We start from the raw sequence: 25,207 nt of genomic DNA, 5'->3' as shown, positions 1-25,207 counted from the left end.
GACCCCGAACCCACGGCCCTCAGCATGGGAGCACGATCCTTGTCAGCCCCACAGACCTCTCTACACCCTGAAGAACAGGGCAAACGCGGACGCCCCGGCGGCGTGCAGTCCCTCGACCGCGCCTTCTCACTGCTGGAGATCATGGCCGAGGCTGGTGGCGAGACCTCGCTGAGCCAGCTGGCCGACTCCTCGGGGCTGCCCCTGCCGACCATCCACCGCATCATCCGCACCCTGGTCGGCAACGGTTACGTGCGCCAGCTGCCCTCCCGCCGCTACGCGCTGGGACCCCGGCTGATCGGACTGGGCGACAAGGCCTCGCAGATGCTGGGCACCTGGGCCCGCCCGCACCTGGCGCAGCTGGTGGAGGACCTGGGCGAGACCGCCAACCTCGCCATGCTCGACGGCGACAAGGTCGTCTACGTCGCGCAGGTGCCCTCACAGCACTCCATGCGCATGTTCACCGAGGTGGGGCGCCGCGTGCTGCCGCACTCGGCGGGCGTGGGCAAGGCGCTGCTGTCCCAGCTCGACGACGAGGAGGTGCTGGCCACGGTCCGCCGCACCGGCATGCCCGCCGCCACCGACCGCACGATCACCGACCCCGACGCCTTCCTCGCGGAGCTGCGCCGGGTCCGCGCACAGGGCTTCGCCGTGGACGACGGCGAGCAGGAGGTCGGCGTGCGCTGCGTGGCGGTCCCCGTCGCGGGCGCGCCCTCGGGGATGGCCGTGTCGGTGTCGGGCCCCGAGGCCCGGGTGAGCTGGGAGTTCGTGGACCGCGCCGCCCCCATCGTGCGGCGCTGCGCCACCCTGCTGGCCACCGACCTCAACAACCAGACATGACGAACCGGGCCGGGGTTCCTCCCGGCCCGGCCCGTTCGCCGCGCTCGCGCGCCCCCGGCCGACGACGGTGCCCGCACCCCGCGGGACCACCGAGGGTCGGGGCCCGCACACGGCACCGGCGGCCCCGCGGTCAGCCCGTCAGGTGGGCTGGTCGAAGCCCAGCTTGCGCAGCTGCTTGGGGTCGCGCTGCCAGTCCTTGGCCACCCGCACCCGCAGGTCCAGGAACACCCGGCGGCCCAACAGGGCCTCGATCTGTTTGCGGGCCCGCGAACCCACGTCGCGCAGGCGCGAGCCCTTGGACCCGATCACGATCGCCTTCTGGCTGGAGCGCTCCACGTACAGCGACGCGTAGATGTCCACCAGCTCCTTGCCCGGACGGGTGTTCTCGCGCTCGTACATCTCGTCCACGACCACCGCGATGGAGTGCGGCAGCTCGTCGCGCACACCCTCCAGGGCCGCCTCGCGCACCAGCTCCGCCACCAGCATCTCGTCCGGCTCGTCGGTGAGGTCGCCGTCCGGGTACAGCGGCGGCCCCTCCGGCAGGTGCGAGCACAGCACGTCGGTGACGGTCTCCAGCTGGAAACCCCCCTGGGCCGAGACCGGGACGATGTCGGCCCAGTCGCCCAGCTCGTTCACCGCCATCAGGTGACGGCCCACGGCGTCCCGGTCCACCAGGTCGGTCTTGGTGACCAGGGCGACCACGGGGGTGTTGGTCTGCTCCGCCAGCTCCTTGGCGATGTAGGTGTCGCCCCGCCCGATCGGCTCGTCGGCGGGCAGGCAGAACGCGATCACGTCCACCTCGACCAGGGTGGACCGCACCAGCGAGTCCAACCGCTCGCCCAGCAGGGTGCGCGGCTTGTGCAGGCCGGGCGTGTCCACGATGATCAGCTGCGCGTCGGGCCGGTGCACGATCCCGCGCACCGTGCGCCGCGTGGTCTGGGGCCGGTTGCTGGTGATCGCCACCTTCTGCCCGACCAGCGCGTTCATCAGGGTGGACTTGCCCACGTTGGGGCGGCCCACGAAGCACGCGAAACCGCTGCGGAAACCCTCGGGGTGGGAGGGCATCTCCAGCGGTACGCGCAGCTTCTCCAGGTCGAGGTCGTTCATGGGTCCTTCTCAGCGCCGGGTGATGCTCGCGGGCACCCCGTCGGGGGCGGCGATCACCACCACCTGGGTCTTCAGGTCGTCCGCCACCGCGCGGTCGTCCTCGGTCAGCTCCGCGGCCCCGGTGACCACCACGGCGGCCTCCAGCGCGGTGGCCTCACCGGAGACCGCCGCGGCCACGGCCGCCTGGAGCGCGGACAGCCGGAGCGAGGGCAGCGACACCGTCGTGGCCACGTACGTGCGCCCGGTCTCGTCGCGCACCGCCGCGCCCTCCGCCGCCGCGTTGCGGGCCCGGGAGGCCCGCGCGAGCGTGATGAGCTTGCCGTCCTCGGGGCCGAGCCCCGTCGTCTCCGTCACTGCTCCGTACTCCTCACGTCGTCGTTGCCCTCCTCCGGCACCGCCGAGGCGTCGGCGGGCAGGCGTTCCACCAGGACCGTGGTCATCCGGCTCCGGCGGCTGCTCTTGCCTTCGAGGGTGAGTCGGAGACCAGCGTATTCGGCCCGGTCCCCTCCCACGGGCACCCGGCCCAGGACGAACGCCACGAGTCCGCCGACGGTCTCCACGTCCGCCACGTCCAGGTCCCGGTCCGGGAACAGCTCGTCCAGCTCGCCCAGCGGCAGGCGGGCGGTCACCCGCACCCGGTCCGCGTCGAGCCAGGCCACCGGCGGGATCTCGTGGTCGTACTCGTCGGTGATCTCACCGACGATCTCCTCCACGATGTCCTCCAGGGTCACCAGACCCGCCGTGCCGCCGTACTCGTCGATGGCCACGGCGACGTGGTTGCGCTGCTGCTGCATCTCGCGCAGCAGCTCGTCGATGGGCTTGGTGTCGGGGACGTAGTTCGCCTGGCGCATCACGTCACCCGCGGTGAGCGGCACCTCGCCTTCGGTGCCCGCGGCCGCCGCCCAGCGGTCCCGCAACTGGTACACCAGATCCTTGAGGTAGACGATGCCGACCACGTCGTCCTCGTCCTCGCCCGTCACCGGGATGCGCGAGTACCCGCTGGCCAGCGCCAGGGTCAGCACCGCGTCGGCGTCGGCCCCGCGGCTGGTGAACACGATGTCGGGGCGGGGCACCATCACCTCGCGCACGGGCGTGTCGTCGAGCTTGAACACCGAGTGGATCATCTGGCTCTCCTCGGGGTCGATGACCTCCCCCCGCTCGGCCAGGTCCACGAGCTGGCGCAGCTCCACCTCGGTGCTGAAGGGGCCCTCCCGGTCGCCCTTGGCACGCGGGGTGAGCGCGCGGCCCGCCCCCACGAACAGCTGGGCGACGGGGCCCACCACGACCTGGACCGGGTAGACCACCGCCGCGCTGGCGCGCGCGAAGGCCCCGGAGAACTGGCGGCCCAGGATGCGCGGCGCGATCGCGATCAGCACCGACTCCACCACGACCATCGCCGCGGCGGTCAGCCCGAGCGCGGGCCAGCCGAGCCCCAACAGGAACACCATGCCCACGGCGGCGGCCAGCACCGCGCACACCTCGCACACCACGCGCAGGAACAGCAGCACGTTGAGGTGGCGGGTGGGGTCGGCCGACACCCGCTCCCAGCGGCGCCCGGCCTTGGCCACGCGCTCACCGGGGCTCGCCTCGGGCAGGCCCACGGACATCACCCGGGTGACGGCGACCTCCGCGGCCACCAGGAAGCCCGCGACGGCGGTCAGCACCAGGGCGACCGCGAACGCGCTGATCCACTCCACGGGCTCACCGGTGGTCAGCGGGGCGATGTCAGGCCAGGCCGACGGAGTCATCGGGCGCTCTCATCCCCCTCGGCCCCGGCCGCCTCGCGCTCGCGCCAGGCCGCGAGGATCTCGCCCTGGAGGCCGAACATCTCCTTGTGCTCCTCGGGCTCGGCGTGGTCGTAGCCCAGCAGGTGCAGGATGCCGTGCGTGCACAGCAGGTCGATCTCCGCCTCGGTGCCGTGCCCGGCCTTCTCGGCCTGGCGCTCGGCGACCTGCGGACAGATGATCACGTCACCCAGGACGCCCGGCTCGCTCGTGCGGCCGGGGCCGCCGGGGCGCAATTCGTCCATCGGGAAGGAGAGCACGTCGGTGGGGCCGGGCTCGTCCATCCACCGCACGTGCAGGTCGGCCATCGGCTCCTCGTCCACGAGCACGACGGACAGCTCGGCCAGCGGATGGACGCGCATGGCGTCGAGCACGTGACGGGCCAGACGGGAGAGCCTCTCCTCGTCCACGGTGGTGACGCCGGACTCGTTGGCGACGTCGATACTCATGGTTGCGGCTGCCTTACCTAGGGATCGCGGGGCCGGGCGGCGCGCCCGGCCGGTGGTGCGGCGCGCCGGTCCGGCGCGCCCGCGGCAACCGAACCGGTGGACCCGCCGCAGGCGGGTCCACCGGTTCGAACGCCGTGGGGTCGTGCTCCTCGGGCCGTCTCGGCTCCGGCGGGACACCCCCCGTCTCAGTCTGCCTGTTCCTCGTCCCCGGCGCTCCCCGGCTCCGCCGGGGTGTCGGGGTTGCCGCGGCGCGCGGGCCCGCGGCGGGGGCGGCCGCCTCCGGCGGACCCCCTGCCGTCGCGCGCGTCGCCCTGGGCGGCGTCGTAGCGCCCGTAGGCGTCCACGATCTTGCCGACCAGCTTGTGCCGGACGACGTCCTCACTGCTCAGGCGGCAGAAGGCGATGTCGTCGATGTCACGCAGGATGGACTCGATGGTGCGCAGACCGCTGGTCTGCCCGCCGGGCAGGTCGACCTGGGTCACGTCACCGGTGACCACGATCTTGGAGCCGAACCCGAGCCTGGTGAGGAACATCTTCATCTGCTCGGGCGAGGTGTTCTGGGCCTCGTCCAGGATGATGAAGGAGTCATTAAGGGTCCTACCGCGCATGTAGGCCAGGGGCGCGACCTCGATGGTCCCCGCCGCCATGAGCTTGGGGATGGAGTCGGGGTCGAGCATGTCGTGCAGGGCGTCGTAGAGCGGGCGCAGGTAGGGGTCGATCTTGTCGTAGAGGGTGCCGGGCAGGAAGCCCAGCCGCTCACCGGCCTCCACCGCGGGGCGGGTGAGGATGATCCGGTTGACTTCCTTGTCCTGGAGCGCCTTGACCGCCTTGGCCATGGCCAGGTACGTCTTGCCGGTACCGGCGGGACCGATGCCGAACACCACCGTGCGCTGGTCGATGGTGTCGACGTAGCGCTTCTGGTTGAGCGTCTTGGGGCGGATGGTCTTGCCGCGGTTGGACAGGATGTTGGTGGTCAGCACGTCCGCGGGGCGCTCGGCGCCGGGCGAGCGCAGCATGTGGACCATGCGTTCGATGGTGTCGGGGGTGACGTGGGTGCCGCTCTTGGCGAGTTCGATCAGCTCCTCGACGAGGCGGACCACGACGGCGGTCTCCTCCGGGGAGCCGCTGATGGTGAACTCGTTGCCGCGCACGTGGATGTCGCTGTCGAAGGCCCGCTCCAACGCCCTGAGGAGTTCGTCCCTGGAGCCCAGCAGGCTGACCATCGTGTGCTCGTCGGGCACCACGACCTTGACCTGGGTGTCCCGTGGCGGGTGCGTGTGCGTTGTCTCGGACATGGTGAGGCCGTGCGGCCGCTGTCCCTACCCTTCGGTCGGGCGCCTGCCCGACCCCTGCGGGAGGCGCACCTGGTGGACGGTCCCGACGCCGCGGACGGCGCCCGGTCGGAGCTTGCGCGCCGGTGTTCCCAACGGTCACACCGAACCCTCGAAGCCCACATGGACGATTCTACCCGTCTTATCCGAGAGCGCTCCGGCCGTCAGGCCGGGCGCTGCTGCTGTTCGATGTACTGACGCACGACAGCCAGTGGCGCTCCGCCGCATGATCCGGAGAAATAGGAACCGGACCAGAAGCGGCCATCCCACAGGTACCGGCGCACGTGCGCGTCGTACTCCTGGCGCATCCGCCTGGACGAAACCCCTTTGAGACTGTTGACCAGCTTGGAGAGCTGAACCTTCGGTGGGTAGCGCACGAGAAGGTGTACGTGGTCGTCCTCGCCGTTGAACCCACGCAACTCGGCTTCGAAGTCCGCGCACACCTCGCGCATGATCTCCTCACACCTGGCGAGCACCTCCTCGGTGAGAGCCCCACGCCGATACTTCGTGAGGAAAACCAAGTGGGCATGAAGGTCATAAACAACATGACGTCCGGTGCGTACCTCAGAGTTTGGTTCCCATCGTGGTGACATAAACCAATGGTAATTTTATGGCTGTGAGTCACGACACCCCAGTCAAGCGGCAGGTCGGGCACCGCGCCCGACTGGCGCTCTCGCCTGAGCAGGTGTCGAAGTTGGATGGTCAGGCACACGCCGCCCGTGCTCTGTGGAACGCACTCCACGACTGGTGGACCATGGTGGGCGAGAACCAGCGGGTGGACCTCAAGGACGCCGACGCCGCGATCAAGCAAGCCCGCAAGGATATCGACTTCCTGGCTGACCTGCCCGCCCAAGCCTCCCAGGCGGTGCTCAAAACCTACTTGCGGGCGTGGCAGAACTGCTGGGCGGGACGCGCCGACGAACCCACCTTCAAATCCCGGCTCCGGTCGGTGATGAGTGTGGACGTTCCCCAGGGCCGGGACCTGGACACCGTGCGGGTACACCGCCGCTGGGGCATGGTCGACATCCCCGAAGTGGGCCGTGCGAGGTTCCGCTGGACCAAGGACCTGCCCGTGGGCAACCGGGCGAACACCGAGAACCGGATCACCGGGGCCCGGTTGGTCAAAGACGCCATCGGTTGGCACATCGCCTTCCGCGTGCAGACCGTGGAGAGTGCACCCGAATCCCACCAGGGACCCGATGTCGGTATCGACGTGGGCGTCACCGTGCCCCTCGCGCTCTCGGACGGCAATCACCAGGACCACAGGCGGCCTGCCAGAACCGAGGAGGGTACGGCCGACCGTGACAAGTGGCTGCCCCCAAGGAGAGGGACGAACTGCTGCGTCTGGAGCGGCGGGTCGCCCACCGCAAAGCACACCGCAAACCCGGCGAGCGCACCAGCCGCCGCCTACACCGCACCTATGGCCGAATCCGCCGGTTGCGCGCAAGAGCCACGCGACGCCACCGGGACTGGCAGTACAAGGTGACCACCGCTCTGGCCGAGCGGTACGGGACGGTCGTGGTCGAGGCACTCACCATCACGAACATGACCAAGTCCGCCAAAGGCACGATCGAACAACCCGGGAAGCGAGTCCGCCAGAAGTCAGGCCTGAACCGCGCCATCGCCCAGGAGGCATGGGGACGCACGGTCACGATGCTGGCGTACAAGCTCGCACACCGGGGCGGCACCCTGGTGAGAGTGCCTGCTCCAGGTACCTCCCAGCGCTGTTCGGCTTGTGGTTTCACCACGCCCGGCAGCCGCCAGAACCAGGCCACGTTCGTGTGCAAGAAGGACGGTTGTGGTTTTACGGCGAACGCCGACTACAACGCGGCCCGCAACATCTTGCACCTGTACCGGATCGGCCACGTGGTGGCCCTCCCGGCTGCCGGGAGGGCAGTCGTCAGGCGCGCTCGTCGCGTCAAGCCCACCACCGCGAGGTAGGCGGGAATCCCCCGGATTCATCCGGGGGAGAACTTCAACAAGCCGCCTCCGCCCGACTCGATCCGTTATTTCCGCCTGTGGACGACGTGCGGGAGGGGTGGGGTCGGGGGCGTCGGCGTCCGCGGGCCGGACCGGTTCCGCGCCCTACCCGGGGGGCCAGTTGAGCCCGCGGCCGCCGAGCAGGTGCCCGTGCAGGTGGAAGACCGTCTGTCCTGCGCCGCTGCCGGTGTTGAACACCAGCCGGTAGCCCTGGTCGGCGACGTCCTCGTCCGCGGCCACCTCGTGCGCCACCCGGACGATCTCGTCGAGCAGGCCGGTGTCCGCCGCGGCGGCCTCGGCGGCGTTGGGGTAGTGCTCGCGCGGGATGACCAGCACGTGCGTGGGCGCCTGGGGGTTGATGTCGCGGAAGGCGACCGCGCGCTCGCTCTCGCGCACGATCTCGGCGGGCACCTCCCCCTTCACGATCTTGCAGAAAAGGCAGTCGTCCTGGACCATCGCTCACCTTGTTTTCCGTCTGCGCGGCCGAGGGAACGGCCGCCTTCTCGGTTTCGTCCGGGACCATGATGCCGCAGGTCGCCGTCGGGCGGGCCGACGGCGGAAGGCCTGCGGGGCACCGCGGGCGAGCGGGTTCGGCGACGCCCGGCGCCCCGGGCGCGATAGGCTTTCCACCCGTGCGCGTCAGGTCGTCGGCTCCGTCCGGCCCCGGCCATATTCCCGCGTGTTCGGATTGAAACGCACGTCTACCTGGAAAAGAAGAGGTATGCCCTTTCGTAAACCCCGCGACAAGGGTGTGCGTCGAACTGATGTGACGACAGAAACCATGGTGGCCGGTGCCACCACGGCACCGCTCTCGGTGGAGTGGGACGCCGACCACGCCGTGACGGAGCTCTACCGGGAGCACTACCGTCCGCTCGTTCGGCTCGCCGCCCTGCTGGTCCGCGACCACGCGACCGCGGAAGAGGTCGTCCAGGACTCGTTCGTCGCCATGCACGGAGCGTGGCGCCGCCTGCGCGACCCGAACAAGGCCCTGTCCTACCTGCGCCAGGCCGTGGTCAACAAGGCCCGGTCCGTGCTCCGCCACAGGGCGGTCGTGGAGAAGCACGCGCCCAAGGCCCTGCCCGACGCCCCCAGCGCGGAACACGGCGCGCTGAGCCTGTTGGAGCGCGAAGCCGTCATCCGCGCCCTGCGCAAACTACCCACCCGTCAGCGAGAGGCCATCGTGCTCCGGTACTACGGCGACCTGTCCGAGGCACAGATCGCGGACGCCATGGGGATCAGCCGGGGTGCGGTGAAGAGCCACACGTCCCGCGGTATCTCCGCGCTCCGCTCTGTTCTGGAGCAAACGACATGACCAGCCCCACGAACCCCACGAACGATCCGTTCGAGGAGCAGTTGCGCCACCTGCTCAAGGCCGAGGCCGACGCGGTCACGACCTCTCCCGAGGCGTTGAACCTGATCCGTGAGCGCACCGAGCGCAACCGCGGTTCGGCCTGGTTCGGTATGCCCTGGCTACGTCCGGCGGTGGCGGTGGCGGGAGCCGCCCTGATCGCCGGGTCCGTGGTCATCTCCAGCCCCCAGGTCCGCGACCACGTGCTGGAGATCGTCCCCGCGGGCGCCGACCGCGAGGGCGCGCCCGCCGAGGAGGAGGGCGAGGGCGGCGGTGTGGCCGCTCCCGATCCCTCCACCGGCTCCGTGGACGGCACCACCCAGCAGGAGGAGGAGCCGCCGCGCGACCCGGCCTCCTCCCCCACCCCGGAGGACGACGAGGAGGAGCCCGCTCCCTCCGAGGAGGGCGTGACGGCCGCCGCCACGTGTCCGACGCCCGAGGAGCCCGTCTCCCCGACCCCGTCCAGCTCCGAGGAGGAGAAGGACGAGAAGGCCGCCTCCGAGGAGGAGTGCGAGCCCACCGACGAGCCCAGCAGCGGCGCCGGCGACGGGTCCACCGGTGAGGAGGGCGGCGGCGACAACGGCGGCGGGAGCGGCGGGGAGGAGCCCTCCGGCGGCGGTGACGGCACCGGCGGCGAGGGCGGCGGAACCGGAGGCGACGGAACCGGCACGGGCGGCACCGGCACCACCGGGGGCGACAACGGCGCCAAGACGGCTCCCAGCAGCTGACACGCCCCTCCGGGGCGGCCCGTCGCACGTCGGGGTTGGTCCCCACGCGCGGGAGCTGTCCGCAAGAGCATGTGAGAGGCGCCCGGACACACGTCCGGGCGCCTCTCACGTGTTCGGGGTCGGGGCGTGCGCTCTACCAGCGGCCGGTGCGGGACTGGAGCACCGACAGGGCGGCGACCCCGGCGGTGGAGGTGCGCAGCACGCTCGGTCCCAGCAGCGCCCGGACCGCGCCCGCGGCGTCGAACGCCTCCAGCTCGGCGTCGGAGAAGCCGCCCTCGGGACCGACCACCACGACGACTCCGGCGTCCCCTTCCGCGGGCAGCTCCAGCTGCGACAGGCGGCTGGCGCCGTCCTCGTGCAGCACGACGCCCAGGTCCGCCCCCGCCAGGAGGCCGACCACGGCGGCCCGGTCGGCGAGGTCGGCGACCTCGGGCATCCGCGCGCGCCGGGCCTGCTTGGCCGCCTCGCGGGCGGTCGCACGCCACTTGGCCAGCGCCTTGGCGGCGCGGTCGCCCTTCCAGCGGGTGACGCAGCGCTCCGCCGCCCAGGGCACGACCGCGTCCGCTCCGGCCTCGGTCATCATCTCCACGGCCAGTTCGCCCCGGTCGCCCTTGGGCAGTGCCTGGACCACCGTCAGGCGGGGGCGGGGCGCCGGGTCCTCCCGGCGCTCCACCACCGCGCAGACGATGTGGTCGCGTCCCACCGCGGTGACCGTGCAGCGGACGCGCAGGCCGCGTCCGTCGGAGAGGTCGACGGTCTCGCCCTCCCGGATGCGGCGCACCACGGCGGCGTGGCGGCCCTCGGCGCCGTCCACCGTCACCCGGTCGGCCGCCAGGGCGGCGGCCTCGACCAGGAAGACCGGCGGTGTCACTTGGCGCCGAAGGCGTCGCGGATCTTGGAGAAGAACCCGCCGTGTCCGGGGCTGAAGCGTCCCGGGGTCTGGTCCTCGCCGCGCAGTTCGGCGAACTTGCGCAGGAGGGCCTCCTGCTCCTCGTCCAGCCTGCTCGGGGTCTCCACGTCCACGCGGATGCGCAGGTCGCCCCGGCCGCCGCCGTCGAGGTGGCTGACGCCCTTGTTGGGGAGGGTGATGACGTGGCCGGAGTTGGTGCCCGGGCGCAGGTCGATGTTCTCGGTGCCGTCGAGGGTGTCGAAGGCGAAGGAGGCGCCCAGCGCGGCGGCCGTCATGGGGACGGTCACCGTGCAGTGCAGGTCGTCTCCGCGGCGTTCGAAGGTGGGGTGCGGGCGCTGGATGATCTCCAGGATGATGTCGCCGCGCGGTCCGCCGTTGGGGCCGACCTCGCCCTCCCCGGCGAGCTGGATGCGGGTGCCGTCGTCGACGCCCGCGGGGATCTTGACGGTGCGGGTGACCTTCTCGCGCACCCGGCCCTCGCCCGCGCAGTCGCCGCAGGGGTTGGTGATGACCGAGCCCTGGCCCGAGCACTGGGGGCAGGGGCGGGAGGTCATGACCTGGCCGAGGAAGGACCGGGTGACCTGGGAGACCTCGCCCTGACCATGGCACATCTCACAGGTGGTGCGGTGCGAACCGGCCGCCGTCCCCTCGCCCTGGCAGGTCTCGCACAGGATGGCGGTGGGGAAGGTGATCTCCTTGCTGACCCCGAACGCGGTCTCCACGAGGTCGAGTTCGACGCGGATCTTGATGCTGCGCCCGCGGCGGACCCGCTCCCGGGGGCCGCGCCCGCCGGGCTGGCCGCCGCCGAAGAAGGCGTTCATGATGTCGTCGAAGGCGAACCCGCCCGCGCCGCCGAAGCCCCCGGCCCCGCCGCCGCCGGGCGCGTAGGGGTCCTGGCCCATGTCGAACATCCGGCGCTTGTTCTCGTCGGAGAGGACCTCGTAGGCCTGGGTCACCTCCTTGAAGCGCTCCTGGGTTGCGGGGTCCGGGTTGATGTCCGGGTGGAGTTCGCGCGCGAGCCGCCGGTAGGCCTTCTTGATCTCGTCCTTGGACGCGTCGCGACGCACTCCGAGAACCTGGTAATAGTCTCTGGCCACTGGGTTACTGTCCTGCCAAAATCTGTCCGACATAGCGAGCCACGGCGCGTACTGCTCCCATCGTCCCCGGGTAGTCCATCCGGGTGGGTCCCACCACACCGATCTTGGCGAGCGACTGGTTTCCCACACCGTAGTCCGCCGACACGATGGAGGTGGACCTCAGGCCCTCGTGGAAGTTCTCCGCGCCGATGCGCACCGTGAGCATCGACGGGTCCTTGGCCTCTCCCAGCAAACGGATGAGGACCATGTTCTCTTCCAGCGCCTCCAGGACGTCCCTGAGGCTGGCGGCGAAGTCGACGGCGGCGAGGTTGGCCGTCCCCGCGAGGACGATCTTCTCCTCGTGCCGTTCGACGAGGCTCTCCAGCAGGACGGAGAGGACCGACACCGCCATCTGGCGGTGTTCGGGCGGCACCTGCGGAGGCAGGTCCTCCACCGCGTCGGGCACGTCGCCGAGGTGGCGTCCGGCGATGGCCCGGTTCAACATCGCGCGCAGGTCGTTGACGGCGGCCTCGTGGACCTCTCCCAGGCCGTCGATGACGCGCTGCTCGACCCGGCCCGTGTTGGTGATCACGACCATCATGATCCGCTGCCCCCCGAGGGGGACCAGTTCCACGTGCTGCACCGACGAGCGGGTCAGCGACGGGTACTGGACGATCGCGACCTGGCGGGTGAGCTGCGCGAGGAGCCGTACGGTCCGGGCGACGATCTCGTCGAGGTCCACGGCGCCGGTGAGGAAGGACTCGATGGCGCGCCGCTCCGCGCTGGAGAGCGGTTTGACCGAGGAGAGCCGGTCGACGAAGAGCCGGTACCCCTTGTCCGTAGGAACGCGTCCGGCACTGGTGTGCGGCTGCGCGATGTAGCCGTCCTCCTCCAGGGCGACCATGTCATTGCGGATGGTCGCCGGGGAGACGCCGAGCCGGTGACGGTCGGCCAGGGCCTTGGAACCCACGGGCTCGTTGGTGTTGACGAAGTCCTCGACGACGGCACGCAGGACCGCGAGCTTGCGCTCATCCAGCACTCGCCACCTCCTGGCACTCCATGGTCCTCAGTGCTAAGTCTATGCCCGGCCGCAAACCCTGACGGTTACCCGCGGTCGGCCGGGCCCCGGCGCGGCGGTGCCGCCCCTGTCCCCGCCGGGCCCGCGGCGCGCGTCGCGGCCGCCGGGGCGCCGGCGCGCGCCACCAGTAGACTGCACGACCGTGGCTACCAAGGGAACCGGCCGTTACGGCCGCGACGTGCTCGCCGGGGACTGGCGCCGCCCGAAGAAGAAGGCGGTCCGCGAGGTGCCCCTGGAACGGGAACTGGTCGTCGAGGACGCCGGGGAGGCGTTCTGCGGGGCGGTGGTGGCCTGGGACAAGGCCACCGTCACGCTGGAGGACCGGCACGGCCGCCGCCGCGTGTTCGACCTCGCCCCGGCCGCGTTCCTGGTCGACGGCGAGCCGGTGACCCTGGTGCGCCCCGCCCCGGCGGCGCGGGGTCCGCTGCGCAGCGCCTCCGGGTCGGTGGCGGTGCCGGGCGCGCGGGCGCGCACGGCCAGGGAGAGCCGGATCTACGTGGAGGGCGTCCACGACGCCGAACTGGTGGAGAAGGTCTGGGGCCACGACCTGCGCGTGGAGGGGGTGGCCGTCGAGTTCCTGGAGGGGGTCGACGACCTGCCCTCGATCGTGGCGGAGTTCTCACCCGGGCCCGGCAGGAGGCTGGGCGTCCTGGTGGACCACCTGGTGCCGGGTTCCAAGGAGACGCGGATCGCCGAGCGGGTACGCGGCGAGCACGTGCTGGTGGCCGGGCACCCCTACGTCGACGTCTGGCAGGCGGTCCGGCCGGGTTCGGTGGGGATCGGGGCCTGGCCCGAGGTGCCGCGCGGCGTCCCTTGGAAGGAGGGGGTCGTGAGCGCCCTGGGCTGGCGGATGGAGACGGGAGAGGCGTGGCGCCGGATCCTGGGGTCGGTACGTACCTATGCTGATCTGGAGCCGGCTCTGCTCGGCCGGGTGGAGGAGCTGATCGACTTCGTCACCGGGCCGCACCCGGACGCTCCCTAGCGAGCGCCGCGCGCGGGGGGAGCGGCAGGACCTAGGATTTGACCCGGGCGAGGCTCCGGTCCCCGTGTCCGGTGCCGAGGTCGCCCGCCTCCGGCCCGCGCGGTCGTCGGTACAGCACGGTAGTACAGGAACCTCCCTCTCACCAGCGGAGCCAAGGAAGAGCATGAGCCAGACCCCGACGAACCCCCCGCCCCCGGAGGATCCCCACCGGGGACAGCAGCCGGACCACGGGCAGGACGGGCAGCAGGAGTACGGACAGCAGCCCCCGCAGCCGGAACCCGGCCAGGAGCCCGCCTACGGGCAGCCGTCCGGGGCGCAGCCGCCCTACGCCCCGCAGCCCGGCCAGGACCACGGCCAGCCGCCCTCGGGGGCGCAGCCCGCCTACGGCCAGCCCTCCGGCGCGCAGCCGCCCTACGCCCCGCAGCCCGAGCAGGGCTACCAGGGCTACGGCCAGGCTCCAGGAGCGCAGCCCGACTTCGCACCGCCGCCCGGCGCGCAGTCCCCGTACGCTCCCCAGCCCGGCCAGGGCCAGCCCGCCTACGGCCAGCCCTCGGAAGCGCATTCGCCCTACGCTCCGCAGTTCGAGCAGGGGCAGCAGGGCTACGGCCAGGCCTCGGGAGCCCAGCCGGGTCACGGGCAGCCCTCCGGCGCCCAGCCCGGGTACGGCCAGGCCTCGGGGGCCCAGCCGGGCTACGCCCCGCAGCCCGGGTACGGACAGCAGCCCGGATACGGCCAGCCGCACCCCCAGCAGGGCGAGTACGGACAGCCCTCGGGCGGACAGCAGCAGCCCGGTTTCGCCCCGCCGGAAGGGGCCCCCGAGCAGCCCGGCTACGGGCAGCAGGCGGCCTACGGCCAGGCCCCGGGGGCGCAGCCCGCCTACGGCCAGCCCTCCGGCGCGCAGTCCCCGTACGCCCCGCAGCCCGACCAGGCGCAGCAGGGCTACGCCCAGGCTCCGGGAGCGCAGCCCTCCGGCGCCCAGCCGGGTTACGGGCAGCCCTCCGGCGCCCAGCCCGGCTACGCCCCGCAGGCCGGTTACGTCCCGCAGCCCGGGTACGGACAGCAACCCCACGGCCAGCCCCAGCAGGGCGAGTACGGACAGCCCCAGCAGGGTGTCTACGGCCAGCCCGTCCCGGGCCAGCAGCAGCCCTACCCGGGCGCCCCCGCGGCGTACGGGCAGCCGGGTGTTCCGGGCCAGCCCCAACAGGGCGCCCCGGGCGGCGACAACAGCACGCTCGTGGCCATGCTCGCCCACCTTTCGGGCTTCGTGATCGCCTGCCTGGGCTGGATCCCGCCGCTGGCCATCTACTTCGCCAAGCGCAACCAGTCGCCGTTCGTGCGCCACCACGCGTCCGAGGCGGCCAACTTCCAGCTCACCCTGCTGATCCCCTACCTCTTCGCGTGGGTGGCCTTCATCGGCCTGGGTATCTTCTTCCCAGAGCTGTCCTGGATCGGATCCCTCCTGGTCGCCCTGATCTGGGTCGTCGCTATCGTGTTCGGCGTCCTGGGCGCCAACGGCGCCAACAAGGGGACGTGGTACCGCTACCCGGTGAGCATCCGCCTGTTGAAGTGATCCGCTCCCGCACGCAGTCCGAGCGCATCCGCACGAAGGAACCCAACATGTCCTATCCCAACAACCCTCCCGAGGGCCCCTACGGCCAGGGTCAGCAGCCCGGCCAGGACTCCGGCGGTTACCCCTCCCAGCACGGTTACCCCACCGGTGGCCAGCCCGGTTACCAGCAGGGCGGCTACCCGCCCCCGCCCGGCCAGCCCGGCTACCAGGAGCAGTCCGGCGGGTATCCGGGCCAGCCCGGCGGCTACCCCGGCCAGCCCGGGTACGAGCAGACCGGCGGCTACCAGTCCCACCCGCAGGGCGGTTACGGCCAGCCCCCGCACGGCGCCTACGGCCCCTCCTCGGCCACGACCGGCCAGCCCAGCCCCGACGAGCGCCAGATGGCGATGTTCGCCCACCTGGGCGGCGGCATCATCGGCTGGCTCGTGCCGCTGATCATCTTCCTCGTCAAGAAGGACGAGTCGCCCTTCGTCCGCAACCAGGCCGCGCAGGCGCTGAACTTCCAGCTCCTGATCCTGATCGGCTACCTGCTCTCCAGCGTCCTGATGATCGTCATCATCGGTTTCCTGACCTGGTTCGTCTGCTGGATCGCCGCCGTCGCCCTCGGCATCATCGGCGGTGTGGCCGCCAACCGGGGCGAGTGGTACCGCTACCCGTTCAACGTCAGCTGGATCAAGTAGTCCGGCGCTTCGGCGAACGAGGGGGCCCGGCCGTCGGCCGGGCCCCCTCGTCGTGTCCGCGCCCTACAGGAGGGGCTCAGGTGAGGTCGCGCACCACGGCGTCGGCGAGCAGGCGCCCGCGCAGGGTCAGGGCCGCGCGGCCCTCCTCGTGGGCGTCCGCGTCCAGCAGGCCCTCGGCGACAGCCCGCTTGGCCGCGTCGCGGCCGTGCGGTTCGAGCAGGTCCAGGGGGCACCCGCCCTCCACCCGCAGCTCCAGCAGGACGCGCTCGAAGCGGCGCTCCTCCTCGGTGAGCACCTCGCGGGCCAGGCCGGGGCTGTGCCCGGCGGCCAGGCGGGCGGCGTAGGCGGCCGGATGCTTGACGTTCCACCAGCGGGTGCCGCCCACGTGGCTGTGCGCGCCCGGGCCCACGCCCCACCAGTGGCCGCCGGTCCAGTACAGGAGGTTGTGCCTGCTGCGGCCCTGCTCGGTGCGCGCCCAGTTGGACACCTCGTAGGCGCTGAACCCGGCCGCGGTGAGGACCTCCTCGGCCATGAGGTAGCGGTCGGCCATCGTGTCGTCGTCGGGTTCGGCGAGTTCGCCCCGGCGCACGCGGGCGGCCAGGCGGGTGCCCTCCTCGACGATGAGCGAGTAGGCCGAGACGTGGTCGGGCCCGGCGGAGACGGCGGCCTCCAGGGAGGCACGCCAATCCTCGTCGTCCTCCCCGGGAGTGCCGTAGATCAGGTCGAGGTTGACGTGCTCGAACCCGGCCCGCCGCGCCCACTCCACGCACTGCTCGGGGCGTCCGGGCGTGTGGCCGCGCTCCAGCACCCGCAGCACGTGCTCGCGGGCGCTCTGCATGCCGAAGGACACGCGGGTGAACCCGGCCTCGCGCAGCCGCGCGAGGTAGTCGGGGGTGACCGTCTCGGGGTTGGCCTCGGTGGTCAGCTCGGCGTCGGGGGTGAACCCGAAGCGCTCGCGCACGGCGGCGACCACGCGGCCCAGGTCCTCGGCCGGGAGCAGGGTGGGCGTGCCGCCGCCGACGAACAGCGTGCTGACCGGCGGCCGCTTCCCCGTCAGGACCCGGTCGGCCAGCGCGACCTCCGCGATCGCCTGGTCGGCGTAGGTCTCGCGGGAGGCAGTGGCGGTGCCGTCGCGGGAGACCAGTTCCTCGGCCGTGTAGGTGTTGAAGTCGCAGTAACCGCAGCGGGTGACGCAGAAGGGCACGTGGACGTAGAACCCGAGGGGCCGCCCGCCGAGTTCGGCGAGGGACGGCCCGGGCAGTTCGCCGGTGCTCGGTACGGGATCGCCGTCGAGGGCAACGGAAGGCATGCCTCCAGTGTCGCCGACCGGCCGGTGTGCCCTGGTCCCCCGTGTCGGACGCGCGGGGGGCTCGGGGCGGGGTGCGGGTTCGGGGATTCAGGGGCGAGGGCTCAGGGGCGGGGGTTCGGGGGCCGGGAGGCGGGGGTACGGGAGCGGGGGACGGAGAACGGGGCGCGGGGATCGGGTGGTGAGGGCCGTGGGGAGGAGCGCCCGGTCAGACCCTGGGGCGCTCCGCCCGGGCGTGCGCGGGGGCGGCGTCGATCTGGGTGAGGGGGGCGTGGTTCCTGGTGGGAGCGATGGCGGTGGAGCCGCGGACCACCAGCTCGGGGTCGAAGACGTACTCGGTGTGGGAGACGGGGTGTCCGGCGATCTCGTCGCACAGGGCGCGCACGGCGGCCAGCGCCATGGCGTTGACCGGCTGTCTGACGGTGGTCAGCGGGGGGTCGGTGAAGGCGATGAGCTGGGAGTCGTCGAAGCCCACGACCGAGAAGTCCCGGGGGACGCTCAGGCCGCGCTGGCGGGCGGCGCGGATGGCGCCCAGGGCCATCATGTCCGAGCCGCAGACCATGGCGGTGACGCCGCGTTCGATCAGCCGGGTGGCGGCGGCGTGGCCGCCCTCCACGCCGAACAGCGACAGTTCCACGAGGTCCTCACCGTCCAGGCCGTGCTGCGCCAGGGCCCGGTGGTACCCGTCGAGCTTGCGGCGGACCGGGACGTAGCGCTCGGGGCCGCTGGTGAAGCCGATGCGGGTGTGGCCGAGGGCGACCAGGTGGTTGACGGCCAGGTGCCCGGCCTCCCGGTCGTCGCAGGAGATGAAGGCGGCGGGGATGGCGTCGGCGTACCCGTTGACCAGCACGATCGGGAGTCTGCGCGAGACCAGGGCGTGGTAGCGCTCGTGGGGGGCGGTGGTGTCGGCGTGGCGCCCGGAGACGAAGAGGATGCCGGAGACGTTGCGCTCCAGCAGCAGCTCCACGTACTCGTCCTCCGTTATCCCGCCGGGGGTCTGGGTGCACAGCACCGGCGTGTACCCGCGCTGGGCGAGCGCCCCCTCGGCCGCCTGGGCGAACATCGGGAAGACCGGGTTCTCCAGCTCGGGTATGACCATGCCGACCAGTCCCGCGGAGCGCTGCCGCAGCCGGGCGGGGCGCTCGTAGCCGAGGACGTCCAGCGCCGTCAGGACGGCCTTGCGGGTGTCGCTGCCGACGCCCGGCTTGTCGTTGAGCACCCGCGAGACGGTGGCCTCGCTGACGCCTGCGTGCCGCGCGATGTCGGCAAGTCGTGGACCCATGGGCGCAACTCTAGTCGAGATCGTCGTCACATGGCCGAAAATTGGCGGTAATCTTGCGCAAGAAATTGCACTCGTCACAGGGAAGGACCCCCGTTGATGGAGCCTCAGACGCACTGGTGGCGCGACGCGGCGATCTACCAGATCTACGTCCGCAGCTTCGCCGACTCCAACGGTGACGGCGAGGGCGACCTCGCCGGCATCCGCGAGCGCCTCCCCCACCTGGCCGGACTCGGGGTGGACGCGATCTGGCTGACGCCGTTCTACGTCTCCCCGCTCGCGGACGGCGGTTACGACGTCGCCGACTACCGCGACGTCGACCCCCGTTTCGGGACCCTGGAGGACTTCGACGCCCTCCTGGAGACCGCCCACGGGATGGGCATCCGCCTGATCATCGACGTGGTGCCCAACCACTCCTCGTCCGCCCACCGGTGGTTCAAGGAGGCCGTGGCCGCCGAGCCGGGCGGACACGCCCGCTCGCGGTACGTCTTCCGGGACGGCAGGGGACCCGACGGGGAGGAGCCGCCGAACAACTGGAAGTCGATCTTCGGCGGCCCGGCCTGGACCCGCCTCAAGCGGCCCGACGGCACCCCCGAGCAGTGGTACCTGCACCTGTTCGACCCCGAGCAGCCCGACTTCGACTGGACCAACCAGGAGGTGCACGACGAGTTCGACGACGTGCTGCGCTTCTGGCTGGACCGGGGCGTGGACGGGTTCCGCATCGACGTCGCGCACGGCATGGTCAAGGACCCGGCGATGCCCGACATCGCCGAGGGCGCCAAGGCCGACATGCTCGACGGCAGCACCTCGCTGCCCTACTTCGACCAGGACGGCGTGCACGAGATCTACCGCCGCTGGGCGCGGATCGCCGCCGAGTACCCGGGCGACCGCGCCCTGGTGGCCGAGGCCTGGGTGGAGGACGCCCAGCGGGTGGCCCGCTACCTGCGCCCGGACGAGCTGCACCAGGCGTTCAACTTCGAGTACCTGACCGCGCCGTGGGACGCCGGGCGTCTGCGCGAGGTCATCGACGTGTCCCTGGCCGCCAACAGCGCGGTGGGCGCGACGACCACGTGGGTGCTGTCCAACCACGACGTGACCCGCCACGTGACCCGCTTCGGCGGCGGCGAGCAGGGGCTGCGCCGTGCGCGCGCGGCGACGCTGCTGATGCTGGGCCTGCCGGGCTCGGTGTACCTGTACCAGGGCGAGGAGCTGGGGCTGCCCGAGGTCACCGACCTGCCCGAGGACTCGTTGCAGGACCCGACCTGGGAGCGTTCGGGGCGCACCGACCGCGGCCGGGACGGCTGCCGGGTGCCGCTGCCGTGGGGCGGCGACCAGGCGCCGTACGGGTTCGGCCCCGAGGGCAGCGTTCCGTGGCTGCCGATGCCCCAGGGCTGGGGCGCCCTGTCGCGTGCCGCCCAGCGCGGGGTGGAGGGCTCCACGCTGGAGCTGTACACGGAGGCGCTGCGCCTGCGGCGGGAGCTGGACGCGCTCGGCGACGGCTCGATGGCCTGGCTGGACGCGCCCGACGGCGTGCTGTACTTCGAGCGCGAGCCGGGCGTGCGCGTCGCGGTGAACCTCACCGCGGAGGCCGTGGAGCTCGCGGCCGACGGTGGGGTGCTCGTGGCCAGCGGACCGGTGGGCGAGCCCGCCGGGGGGGTTCTGGCGCTGCCCGCCGAGACGGCGGTGTGGCTGCGCGGCTGAGCGGTTGAGGGGATGAAGGGCTGAAGGAAGGGCTGAAGGGCTGAGCAGCCGAGTGGATGAAGGGCTGAGCGGCTGAGCTCGCGCGGGCGGTGCCGGACACGGTGTCCGGTGCCGCCTGCGGTGTGGTTTGGTGTTGATTTGTACAGGTCATCACCCCTCGCTGGCGTGGGGATGCTCTACGTCACCCCCCGAGACCTTCCCGCCAGCCCGGGCTCTACGGGCGCCTGGTTGCCGTCACCGGCGGGCTCTACGTCAACCCCCCGAGACCTTCCCGCCAGCCCGGGCTCTACGGGCGCCTGGTTGCTGACGCAGCGACGCTCTACAACTTGCGGACCCCCTACGACGCGCGGTCACGCGCGGGGCTTCATGGCCGCTCTTGGTCTGAACCGTGTACCCCCGCTCACGGAGGGCTGAGGAAGACTCCCGGTGGGCGTTCCCACCGGCGACCTCCCGAACCCCTTCGTGACGCCCACCAGGCACCTGTAATGATCGGCGTGCAGGGATCTCCTTCGGCAAGTTCGCCGGGCGAACTTGCTCTCAGTCGGTCCCCGCCCCCAGCACTGAACCTCGGAGCCAGTGCCCACCACGACCACCCACCCCCCAGGGGCTGACGGGGAACCCGCAACCTCCACGGGTGCCTGGCCACCGTCACCGGCACGCTCTACGCCAACCCCCACGGGGGAACGGTCACCACATATGCGACCCCAACCCCCAGGGGTCAACGGTCACAGGACGTTCCACCCCAACCCCCAGGGGTCAACGGTCACAGGACGTTCCACCCCAACCCCCTACGGCGCAACGCTGCTGAGGGCTCTACGGGCGGGTGGTTCGGCTTTGTGAAGGGCTCAACCCTCTGCGGCGCACCACCACGGGACGCTCCCCTTCGGCATACCGCCGCTGTCCGCTCTGCGGGCGGGTGGTTCGGCTTTGCGGCGGGCTAGCTCTACAGGGTCGGACCCGAACGGGGTTCGAGTGATCCGCGACGGCGTGTTCAATGGTGTTACGAAATCGCTGACCATCACAGGATCAATCAGCGAACGGTCACCGCGCCGCTACCCAGCGCACGATGTCACGCGCCCGTTTCCGTGGCGTTTCCACATCTTTATGCGGGAGATCCGCAAACTCTTTCAAAGCTTGCAAGTTATTGCTAGCGTCACATCACCACGCATGCCCTCGACGGCCGGAACGCATGCGCGACCCCTCAGCACGGCCTCCCGGAAGGAAGACAGCATGAGATTCCGCAGCGCACGAGCGGTCACGGGCATCGCCGCGATCGCACTGATGGCGACCGCGTGCAGTGGCGGCGGCGACGAGGGCGGGGAGGCCGCCGCCGAGGGCAGCCTCGTCATCTGGTCCGACCCCGAGCGCGCCGACGCCATCGAGGCGGCAGCCCAGGAGTTCGCCGAGGCCAACGGCATCGAGGTCGAGGTCCAGGGCCTGACCTTCGGCGACATCCAGGGCGACGTGCTCAACGCCCACCAGGCCGGGAACGCCCCCGACGTCTTCATCGGCGCCCACGACTGGACGGGCAACCTGGTGCGCAACGGCGCCGTGCAGCCCATCGAGCTGCCCCAGGACCGCGCCTCCGGCCTGGACGAGACCTCCTTGCAGGCCCTCAACTACGACGGCCAGCTCTTCGGTGTTCCCTACTCCCAGGAGAACATCTTCCTCATGCGCAACACCGACCTGGCGCCGGACGCCCCCGCGACCTTCGAGGAGATGGTCGAGGTCGGCACCGAGCTCAAGGACTCCGGTGAGACCAGCGAGGTCCTGTCCATGGCCGTGGGCCAAGAGGGCGACCCCTACCGCATGAACGCCCTGTTCACCTCCGCGGGCGGCTACCTCTTCGGCCAGGACGAGGAGGGCAACTGGGACCCGACCGACCTGGGCGTGGGCACCGACGAGTCCATCGAGGCCATGGAGAAGGTCGCCGAGTACGGCGAGGCCGGAGAGGGCGTGCTGCGCCGCTCCATCACCCTGGAGAACGACGCCTCCCTGTTCTACGAGGGCGAGGCCCCCTTCTTCGTCGCGGGCCCGTGGAACGTCGCCGACGCCAACGAGGCGGGCGTCAACTACGAGATCAGCCCCATCCCCGGCTTCGAGGGCGAGGAGCCCGCCAGCCCCTACATCGGCTACCAGGCGTTCTTCGTGACCGAGGGCAGCGCCAACAGCGCCCTGGCCCAGGAGTTCGTGACCAACTACGTCACCGACACCGACTTCGTCCTCAGCCTCTACGAGGCCGACCCCCGCATGCCTGTGCAGACCGAGGCCCTGGAGAGCGTCTCGGCCGACGACCCCACCATCGCCGCGATCTCCGAGGCCGGGGCCGAGGGCATGCCGATGCCCTCCATCCCGGAGATGGGCGAGACGTGGGAGCCGCTCGGCATCGCCCAGGCCGCCGTCGTCGCCGGTGAGGACGTGCGCGAGGCCATGGAGGCCGCCCACGAAACGATCGCCTCGCAGATCGGCGAGTAGCGGTGGCGTCCAACAAGACAGCGGGCGCTCCCTCACCGGGGGCGCCCGCCCGCACGCCCCTGCCGGGCGGCCGGTTCGCCGGGAACGGTTCACTGGCCGGGCAGCTGGTCAAGATCGCCCTGCTGGGCCTGTTCACCGCCCTGGGTGTGTGGGCGGTGCTGCCCCTGTACGTGGCGGGCAACTGGTGGGGCATCGGCCTGGTCGTGGCCGTGGTCGGCCTCGTCTACTGGGTCTACCTGTCCAAGCGCACCGTCCCGGTCAAGTACCTGGTCCCGGGCGTGCTGTTCCTGACCGCCTTCCAGATCCTGCCGGTGCTCTACACGATGAGCACCTCGGTGACCAACCTCAGCGACGGCCACCGGGGCGACAAGGAACAGGCCATCGCCTCCATCGAGGCCTACTCGGTGAGCAGTCCGGACGGGGCCGAGGAGTACACCCTGACCGTGGCGGTCACCGGCTCGCCCGAGACCGGTGAGCTGGCCTTCCTGCTCACCGACCCCGAGGGCCAGGCCTACGCCGGAACCGAGGAGGGGCTCACCGAGCTCGACGGCGCGACCGTGGAACCCTCGGGCAAGATCACCGAGGCCTTCGGGTACACGATCCTGTCCCCCACCCAGGTCAACGCGCGCAGCGACGAGCTCCAGGCGTTCGCGGTGCCCACCGGCAGCGGCACGGGCATCCGCTCCAGCGGCCTGTCCACCGCCTTCGAGGGGACCGCGACCCGCGCCTACGACGCCGGGTGCGACTGCGTCACCGACACCGAAACCGGGATCGTCTACCACGCGGACAACGAGCGGGGCGCGTTCTACAACGAGGACGGGGAGCGGCTGGCCCAGGGCTGGCAGGTCGGCGTGGGCTTCGACAACTTCGCCCGCTTCCTGTTCAACCCGACCTTCGCGTCGTCGTTCTTCAGCATCCTGGTGTGGAACATCGCCTTCGCCGCCTCCGTCACCTTCCTGGTGTTCGTGGTGGGCCTGGCGATCGCGCTCACCCTGCACGTGCCCAGGCTGCGCGGCAAGGTCGTGTACCGGATCCTGGTGGTCCTGCCGTACGCGATGAGCTCGCTGGCCATGTTCCTGCTGTGGCGGGACATGTTCAACACCGACTTCGGCCTGTTCAACCGGGTGCTCGGCCTGGAGGTGGACTGGCTGGGCGACGCGTGGTCGGCCCGGGCGGCGGTGATCCTGGCCAACGTCTGGCTGGGCTACCCGTACATGTTCCTGGTGGCCACGGGAGCCCTCCAGGCCGTCCCGCGCGAGCTGGGCCAGGCCGCGCAGATCGACGGCGCGGGCCCCTGGCAGGCCTTCCGCAACGTCACCCTGCCGCTTCTGATGGTGGCGATGACGCCGATCCTGGTCTCGACGTTCGCGTTCAACTTCAACAACTTCAACGCGGTGTGGCTGATCAGCCAGGGCGGGCCCTTCTCCCCGGAGAGCCCGACGGCCGGGGCCACCGACCTGCTCATCACCTACACCTACCGGCTCGCCTTCAACGAGGCCACCGCCCAGTACGGGTACGCGGCGGCGCTGTCGGTGATGATCTTCCTGATCGTGTCGGTGATGTCGGTGGTCAGCCTCAGCAGGAGCAAGGCCCTCAAGGAGGTGGACTGATGGCGGTCGCGACCCCGGACGCGGTGCGCGCGCCCCACCGGCGCGGTACCGGAGTCCGTCTGGGCCTGTGGGCCCGCAGGTACGGCTGGCGCCACGTGGTGATGCTGCTGGTCGTGGCGTTCGCGCTCTTCCCGGTGCTGTTCGTGGTGTCGGCGGCGCTCAACCCGCTGGGCACGCTGTCCAGCGCGCAGTTGTGGCCGACCGGGGCCAGCCTGGACAACGCCGTGGACCTGTTCAGCAACACCCCGTTCACCACCTGGTACGCGAACTCGCTGTTCTTCGCCTTCACCAACGCCGCCGTGACGGTGCTGCTGTCGGCGCTGGCCGCGTACGCGTTCAGCCGCATGCGCTTCCGGGGGCGCCGGGTGGGGCTGATCGGGCTGCTGGTGATCCAGATGTTCCCGCAGTTCCTGGCGATCGTGGCGATCTACCTGATGTTCTCCACGATCGGCGAGTACTACCCGTCGATCGGTTTCGACACCCGGTGGGGGCTGCTGCTGGTCTACCTGGGCGGCGCGCTGAGCATCAACACGTGGCTGATGAAGGGTTTCTTCGACACCGTGCCGAAGGAGCTGGACGAGTCCGCGCAGATGGACGGGGCCTCGCACGCGCAGGTGTTCTTCCGGATCATGCTGCCGCTGGTCACGCCGGTGCTGGCGATCGTGGGCCTGCTGGTGTTCATCTCCACCATCAACGAGTTCCTGATGGCGAGCGTGTTCCTGCGCGACACCGACGCCAAGACTCTGGGCCTGGGCCTCTACCAGCTGGTGGCCTCGCAGCGCAACGCGAACTTCGGGATGTTCGCGGTGGGCGCCATCATGCTGTCCCTGCCCACCCTCGCGGTGTTCTGGTTCCTCCAGCGCTACATCACCGAGGGCCTGACCGCGGGAGCGGTCAAGGGCTGAGCGGGCGGTACCGAGGAGAACGCGGAAGGGGGCGCCCCGGCTCGGGGCGCCCCCTCCGTGTTCCCGCGTGC

23 protein-coding genes are annotated in these 25,207 nt (G+C 71.4%); 11 read left to right on the top strand and 12 right to left on the bottom strand.

The genetic code is table 11. From position 1 onward, the window contains the following. The first annotated feature begins 102 nt into the window (after positions 1-102). Positions 103-837 carry an IclR family transcriptional regulator gene (locus PV789_RS07690; protein WP_274976773.1) on the top strand — a complete coding sequence of 245 codons (735 nt, stop codon included), beginning with the start codon at positions 103-105 and terminating at the stop codon, positions 835-837. A 138-nt stretch (positions 838-975) separates the two neighbouring features. Here the strand turns inward: PV789_RS07690 and era are convergent, their stop codons facing one another. The 6 genes from era to tnpA all read right to left on the bottom strand — a co-directional run bounded on the left by era (position 976) and on the right by tnpA (position 6,101). Beyond that, complete coding sequence (era, locus tag PV789_RS07685; protein WP_274976772.1) at positions 976-1,944, bottom strand: GTPase Era; 969 nt, start codon at positions 1,942-1,944, stop codon at positions 976-978. Between the two features lie 9 nt (positions 1,945-1,953). Continuing rightward, positions 1,954-2,298, bottom strand: coding sequence for a cytidine deaminase-like protein (locus tag PV789_RS07680; protein ID WP_274976771.1), 345 nt, complete (start codon positions 2,296-2,298; stop codon positions 1,954-1,956). Then, positions 2,295-3,692, bottom strand: a complete 1,398-nt coding sequence (locus tag PV789_RS07675; RefSeq protein WP_274976770.1) for a hemolysin family protein — start codon at positions 3,690-3,692, stop codon at positions 2,295-2,297. The genes PV789_RS07680 and PV789_RS07675 overlap by 4 nt, the downstream gene beginning before the upstream one ends. Next, a complete protein-coding gene (gene ybeY / locus PV789_RS07670; protein WP_013151760.1) occupies positions 3,689-4,177 on the bottom strand; it encodes an rRNA maturation RNase YbeY in 489 nt (162 codons plus the stop codon). Before ybeY ends, PV789_RS07675 begins: the two co-directional genes overlap by 4 nt. 185 nt (positions 4,178-4,362) lie before the next feature. Beyond that, a complete protein-coding gene (locus PV789_RS07665; RefSeq protein ID WP_274976769.1) occupies positions 4,363-5,472 on the bottom strand; it encodes a PhoH family protein in 1,110 nt (369 codons plus the stop codon). 200 nt (positions 5,473-5,672) lie between these two features. Further along, complete coding sequence (gene tnpA / locus PV789_RS07660; RefSeq protein ID WP_274976768.1) at positions 5,673-6,101, bottom strand: IS200/IS605 family transposase; 429 nt, start codon at positions 6,099-6,101, stop codon at positions 5,673-5,675. 715 nt (positions 6,102-6,816) lie between these two features. Here tnpA and PV789_RS07655 point away from each other — a divergent pair. Beyond that, the gene (locus PV789_RS07655; protein WP_274976767.1) at positions 6,817-7,449 is read left to right on the top strand and encodes an RNA-guided endonuclease InsQ/TnpB family protein; all 633 of its coding nucleotides are present in this window, start codon (positions 6,817-6,819) and stop codon (positions 7,447-7,449) included. 144 nt (positions 7,450-7,593) lie between these two features. Here PV789_RS07655 and PV789_RS07650 read toward each other — a convergent pair whose 3' ends face one another. Further along, on the bottom strand, positions 7,594-7,944 hold the full coding sequence (locus PV789_RS07650; RefSeq protein WP_248774014.1) for a histidine triad nucleotide-binding protein: 351 nt from the start codon (positions 7,942-7,944) through the stop codon (positions 7,594-7,596). Positions 7,945-8,269: 325 nt separating this feature from the next. Between PV789_RS07650 and PV789_RS07645 the strand changes: the two genes are divergently transcribed. Further along, complete coding sequence (locus PV789_RS07645; RefSeq protein WP_013151757.1) at positions 8,270-8,800, top strand: SigE family RNA polymerase sigma factor; 531 nt, start codon at positions 8,270-8,272, stop codon at positions 8,798-8,800. Continuing rightward, positions 8,797-9,564, top strand: a complete 768-nt coding sequence (locus PV789_RS07640) for a prolipoprotein diacylglyceryl transferase (RefSeq protein WP_274976766.1) — start codon at positions 8,797-8,799, stop codon at positions 9,562-9,564. The genes PV789_RS07645 and PV789_RS07640 overlap by 4 nt, the downstream gene beginning before the upstream one ends. Before the next feature lie 133 nt (positions 9,565-9,697). On the opposite strand, the gene PV789_RS07635 is transcribed toward PV789_RS07640, so the two are convergent. From PV789_RS07635 to hrcA, 3 genes are read right to left on the bottom strand one after another with little or no spacing between them, the layout of a single operon-like run. Then, positions 9,698-10,435, bottom strand: a complete 738-nt coding sequence (locus PV789_RS07635) for a 16S rRNA (uracil(1498)-N(3))-methyltransferase (protein ID WP_274976765.1) — start codon at positions 10,433-10,435, stop codon at positions 9,698-9,700. After that, positions 10,432-11,571, bottom strand: a complete 1,140-nt coding sequence (gene dnaJ, locus PV789_RS07630; RefSeq protein ID WP_013151754.1) for a molecular chaperone DnaJ — start codon at positions 11,569-11,571, stop codon at positions 10,432-10,434. The genes PV789_RS07635 and dnaJ overlap by 4 nt, the downstream gene beginning before the upstream one ends. Before the next feature lie 4 nt (positions 11,572-11,575). After that, positions 11,576-12,589: a heat-inducible transcriptional repressor HrcA gene (gene hrcA / locus PV789_RS07625; protein WP_248774011.1), complete on the bottom strand. Its 1,014-nt coding sequence runs from the start codon at positions 12,587-12,589 to the stop codon at positions 11,576-11,578. A 181-nt stretch (positions 12,590-12,770) separates the two neighbouring features. On the opposite strand from hrcA, the gene PV789_RS07620 reads away from it, so the two are divergent. From PV789_RS07620 to PV789_RS07610, 3 genes are all read left to right on the top strand, one after another. Then, on the top strand, positions 12,771-13,610 hold the full coding sequence (locus tag PV789_RS07620) for a DUF3097 domain-containing protein (protein ID WP_274976764.1): 840 nt from the start codon (positions 12,771-12,773) through the stop codon (positions 13,608-13,610). Positions 13,611-14,850: 1,240 nt separating this feature from the next. Further along, on the top strand, positions 14,851-15,180 hold the full coding sequence (locus tag PV789_RS07615) for a DUF4870 domain-containing protein (protein WP_274978074.1): 330 nt from the start codon (positions 14,851-14,853) through the stop codon (positions 15,178-15,180). A 47-nt stretch (positions 15,181-15,227) separates the two neighbouring features. Beyond that, the gene (locus PV789_RS07610) at positions 15,228-15,860 is read left to right on the top strand and encodes a DUF4870 domain-containing protein (RefSeq protein WP_274976763.1); all 633 of its coding nucleotides are present in this window, start codon (positions 15,228-15,230) and stop codon (positions 15,858-15,860) included. Positions 15,861-15,936: 76 nt separating this feature from the next. On the opposite strand, the gene hemW is transcribed toward PV789_RS07610, so the two are convergent. Then, complete coding sequence (gene hemW / locus PV789_RS07605) at positions 15,937-17,169, bottom strand: radical SAM family heme chaperone HemW (protein WP_274976762.1); 1,233 nt, start codon at positions 17,167-17,169, stop codon at positions 15,937-15,939. Positions 17,170-17,374: 205 nt separating this feature from the next. Further along, positions 17,375-18,448 (bottom strand): LacI family DNA-binding transcriptional regulator, encoded by a 1,074-nt coding sequence (locus tag PV789_RS07600; RefSeq protein WP_274976761.1) that lies wholly within the window; start codon positions 18,446-18,448, stop codon positions 17,375-17,377. A 96-nt stretch (positions 18,449-18,544) separates the two neighbouring features. On the opposite strand from PV789_RS07600, the gene PV789_RS07595 reads away from it, so the two are divergent. From PV789_RS07595 to PV789_RS07580, 4 genes are all read left to right on the top strand, one after another. Continuing rightward, positions 18,545-20,146, top strand: a complete 1,602-nt coding sequence (locus tag PV789_RS07595) for a glycoside hydrolase family 13 protein (protein WP_274976760.1) — start codon at positions 18,545-18,547, stop codon at positions 20,144-20,146. A 1,230-nt stretch (positions 20,147-21,376) separates the two neighbouring features. Further along, entirely contained in the window at positions 21,377-22,621 is a 1,245-nt protein-coding gene (locus PV789_RS07590; protein ID WP_274976759.1) for a sugar ABC transporter substrate-binding protein, read from the top strand. 2 nt (positions 22,622-22,623) lie between these two features. Further along, positions 22,624-24,231 (top strand): ABC transporter permease subunit, encoded by a 1,608-nt coding sequence (locus PV789_RS07585; RefSeq protein WP_274976758.1) that lies wholly within the window; start codon positions 22,624-22,626, stop codon positions 24,229-24,231. After that, a complete protein-coding gene (locus tag PV789_RS07580) occupies positions 24,231-25,136 on the top strand; it encodes a sugar ABC transporter permease (RefSeq protein WP_248774002.1) in 906 nt (301 codons plus the stop codon). The genes PV789_RS07585 and PV789_RS07580 overlap by 1 nt, the downstream gene beginning before the upstream one ends. The last annotated feature ends 71 nt before the right edge of the window (positions 25,137-25,207 follow it).

Origin of the sequence: Nocardiopsis camelliae, assembly GCF_028993595.1 — a bacterium.
GTDB classification, from domain to species: Bacteria; Actinomycetota; Actinomycetes; order Streptosporangiales; family Streptosporangiaceae; genus Nocardiopsis; species Nocardiopsis dassonvillei.
Note: the sequence above shows the minus strand (reverse complement) of the source record. Positions and strands in the feature narration are given on the sequence as shown.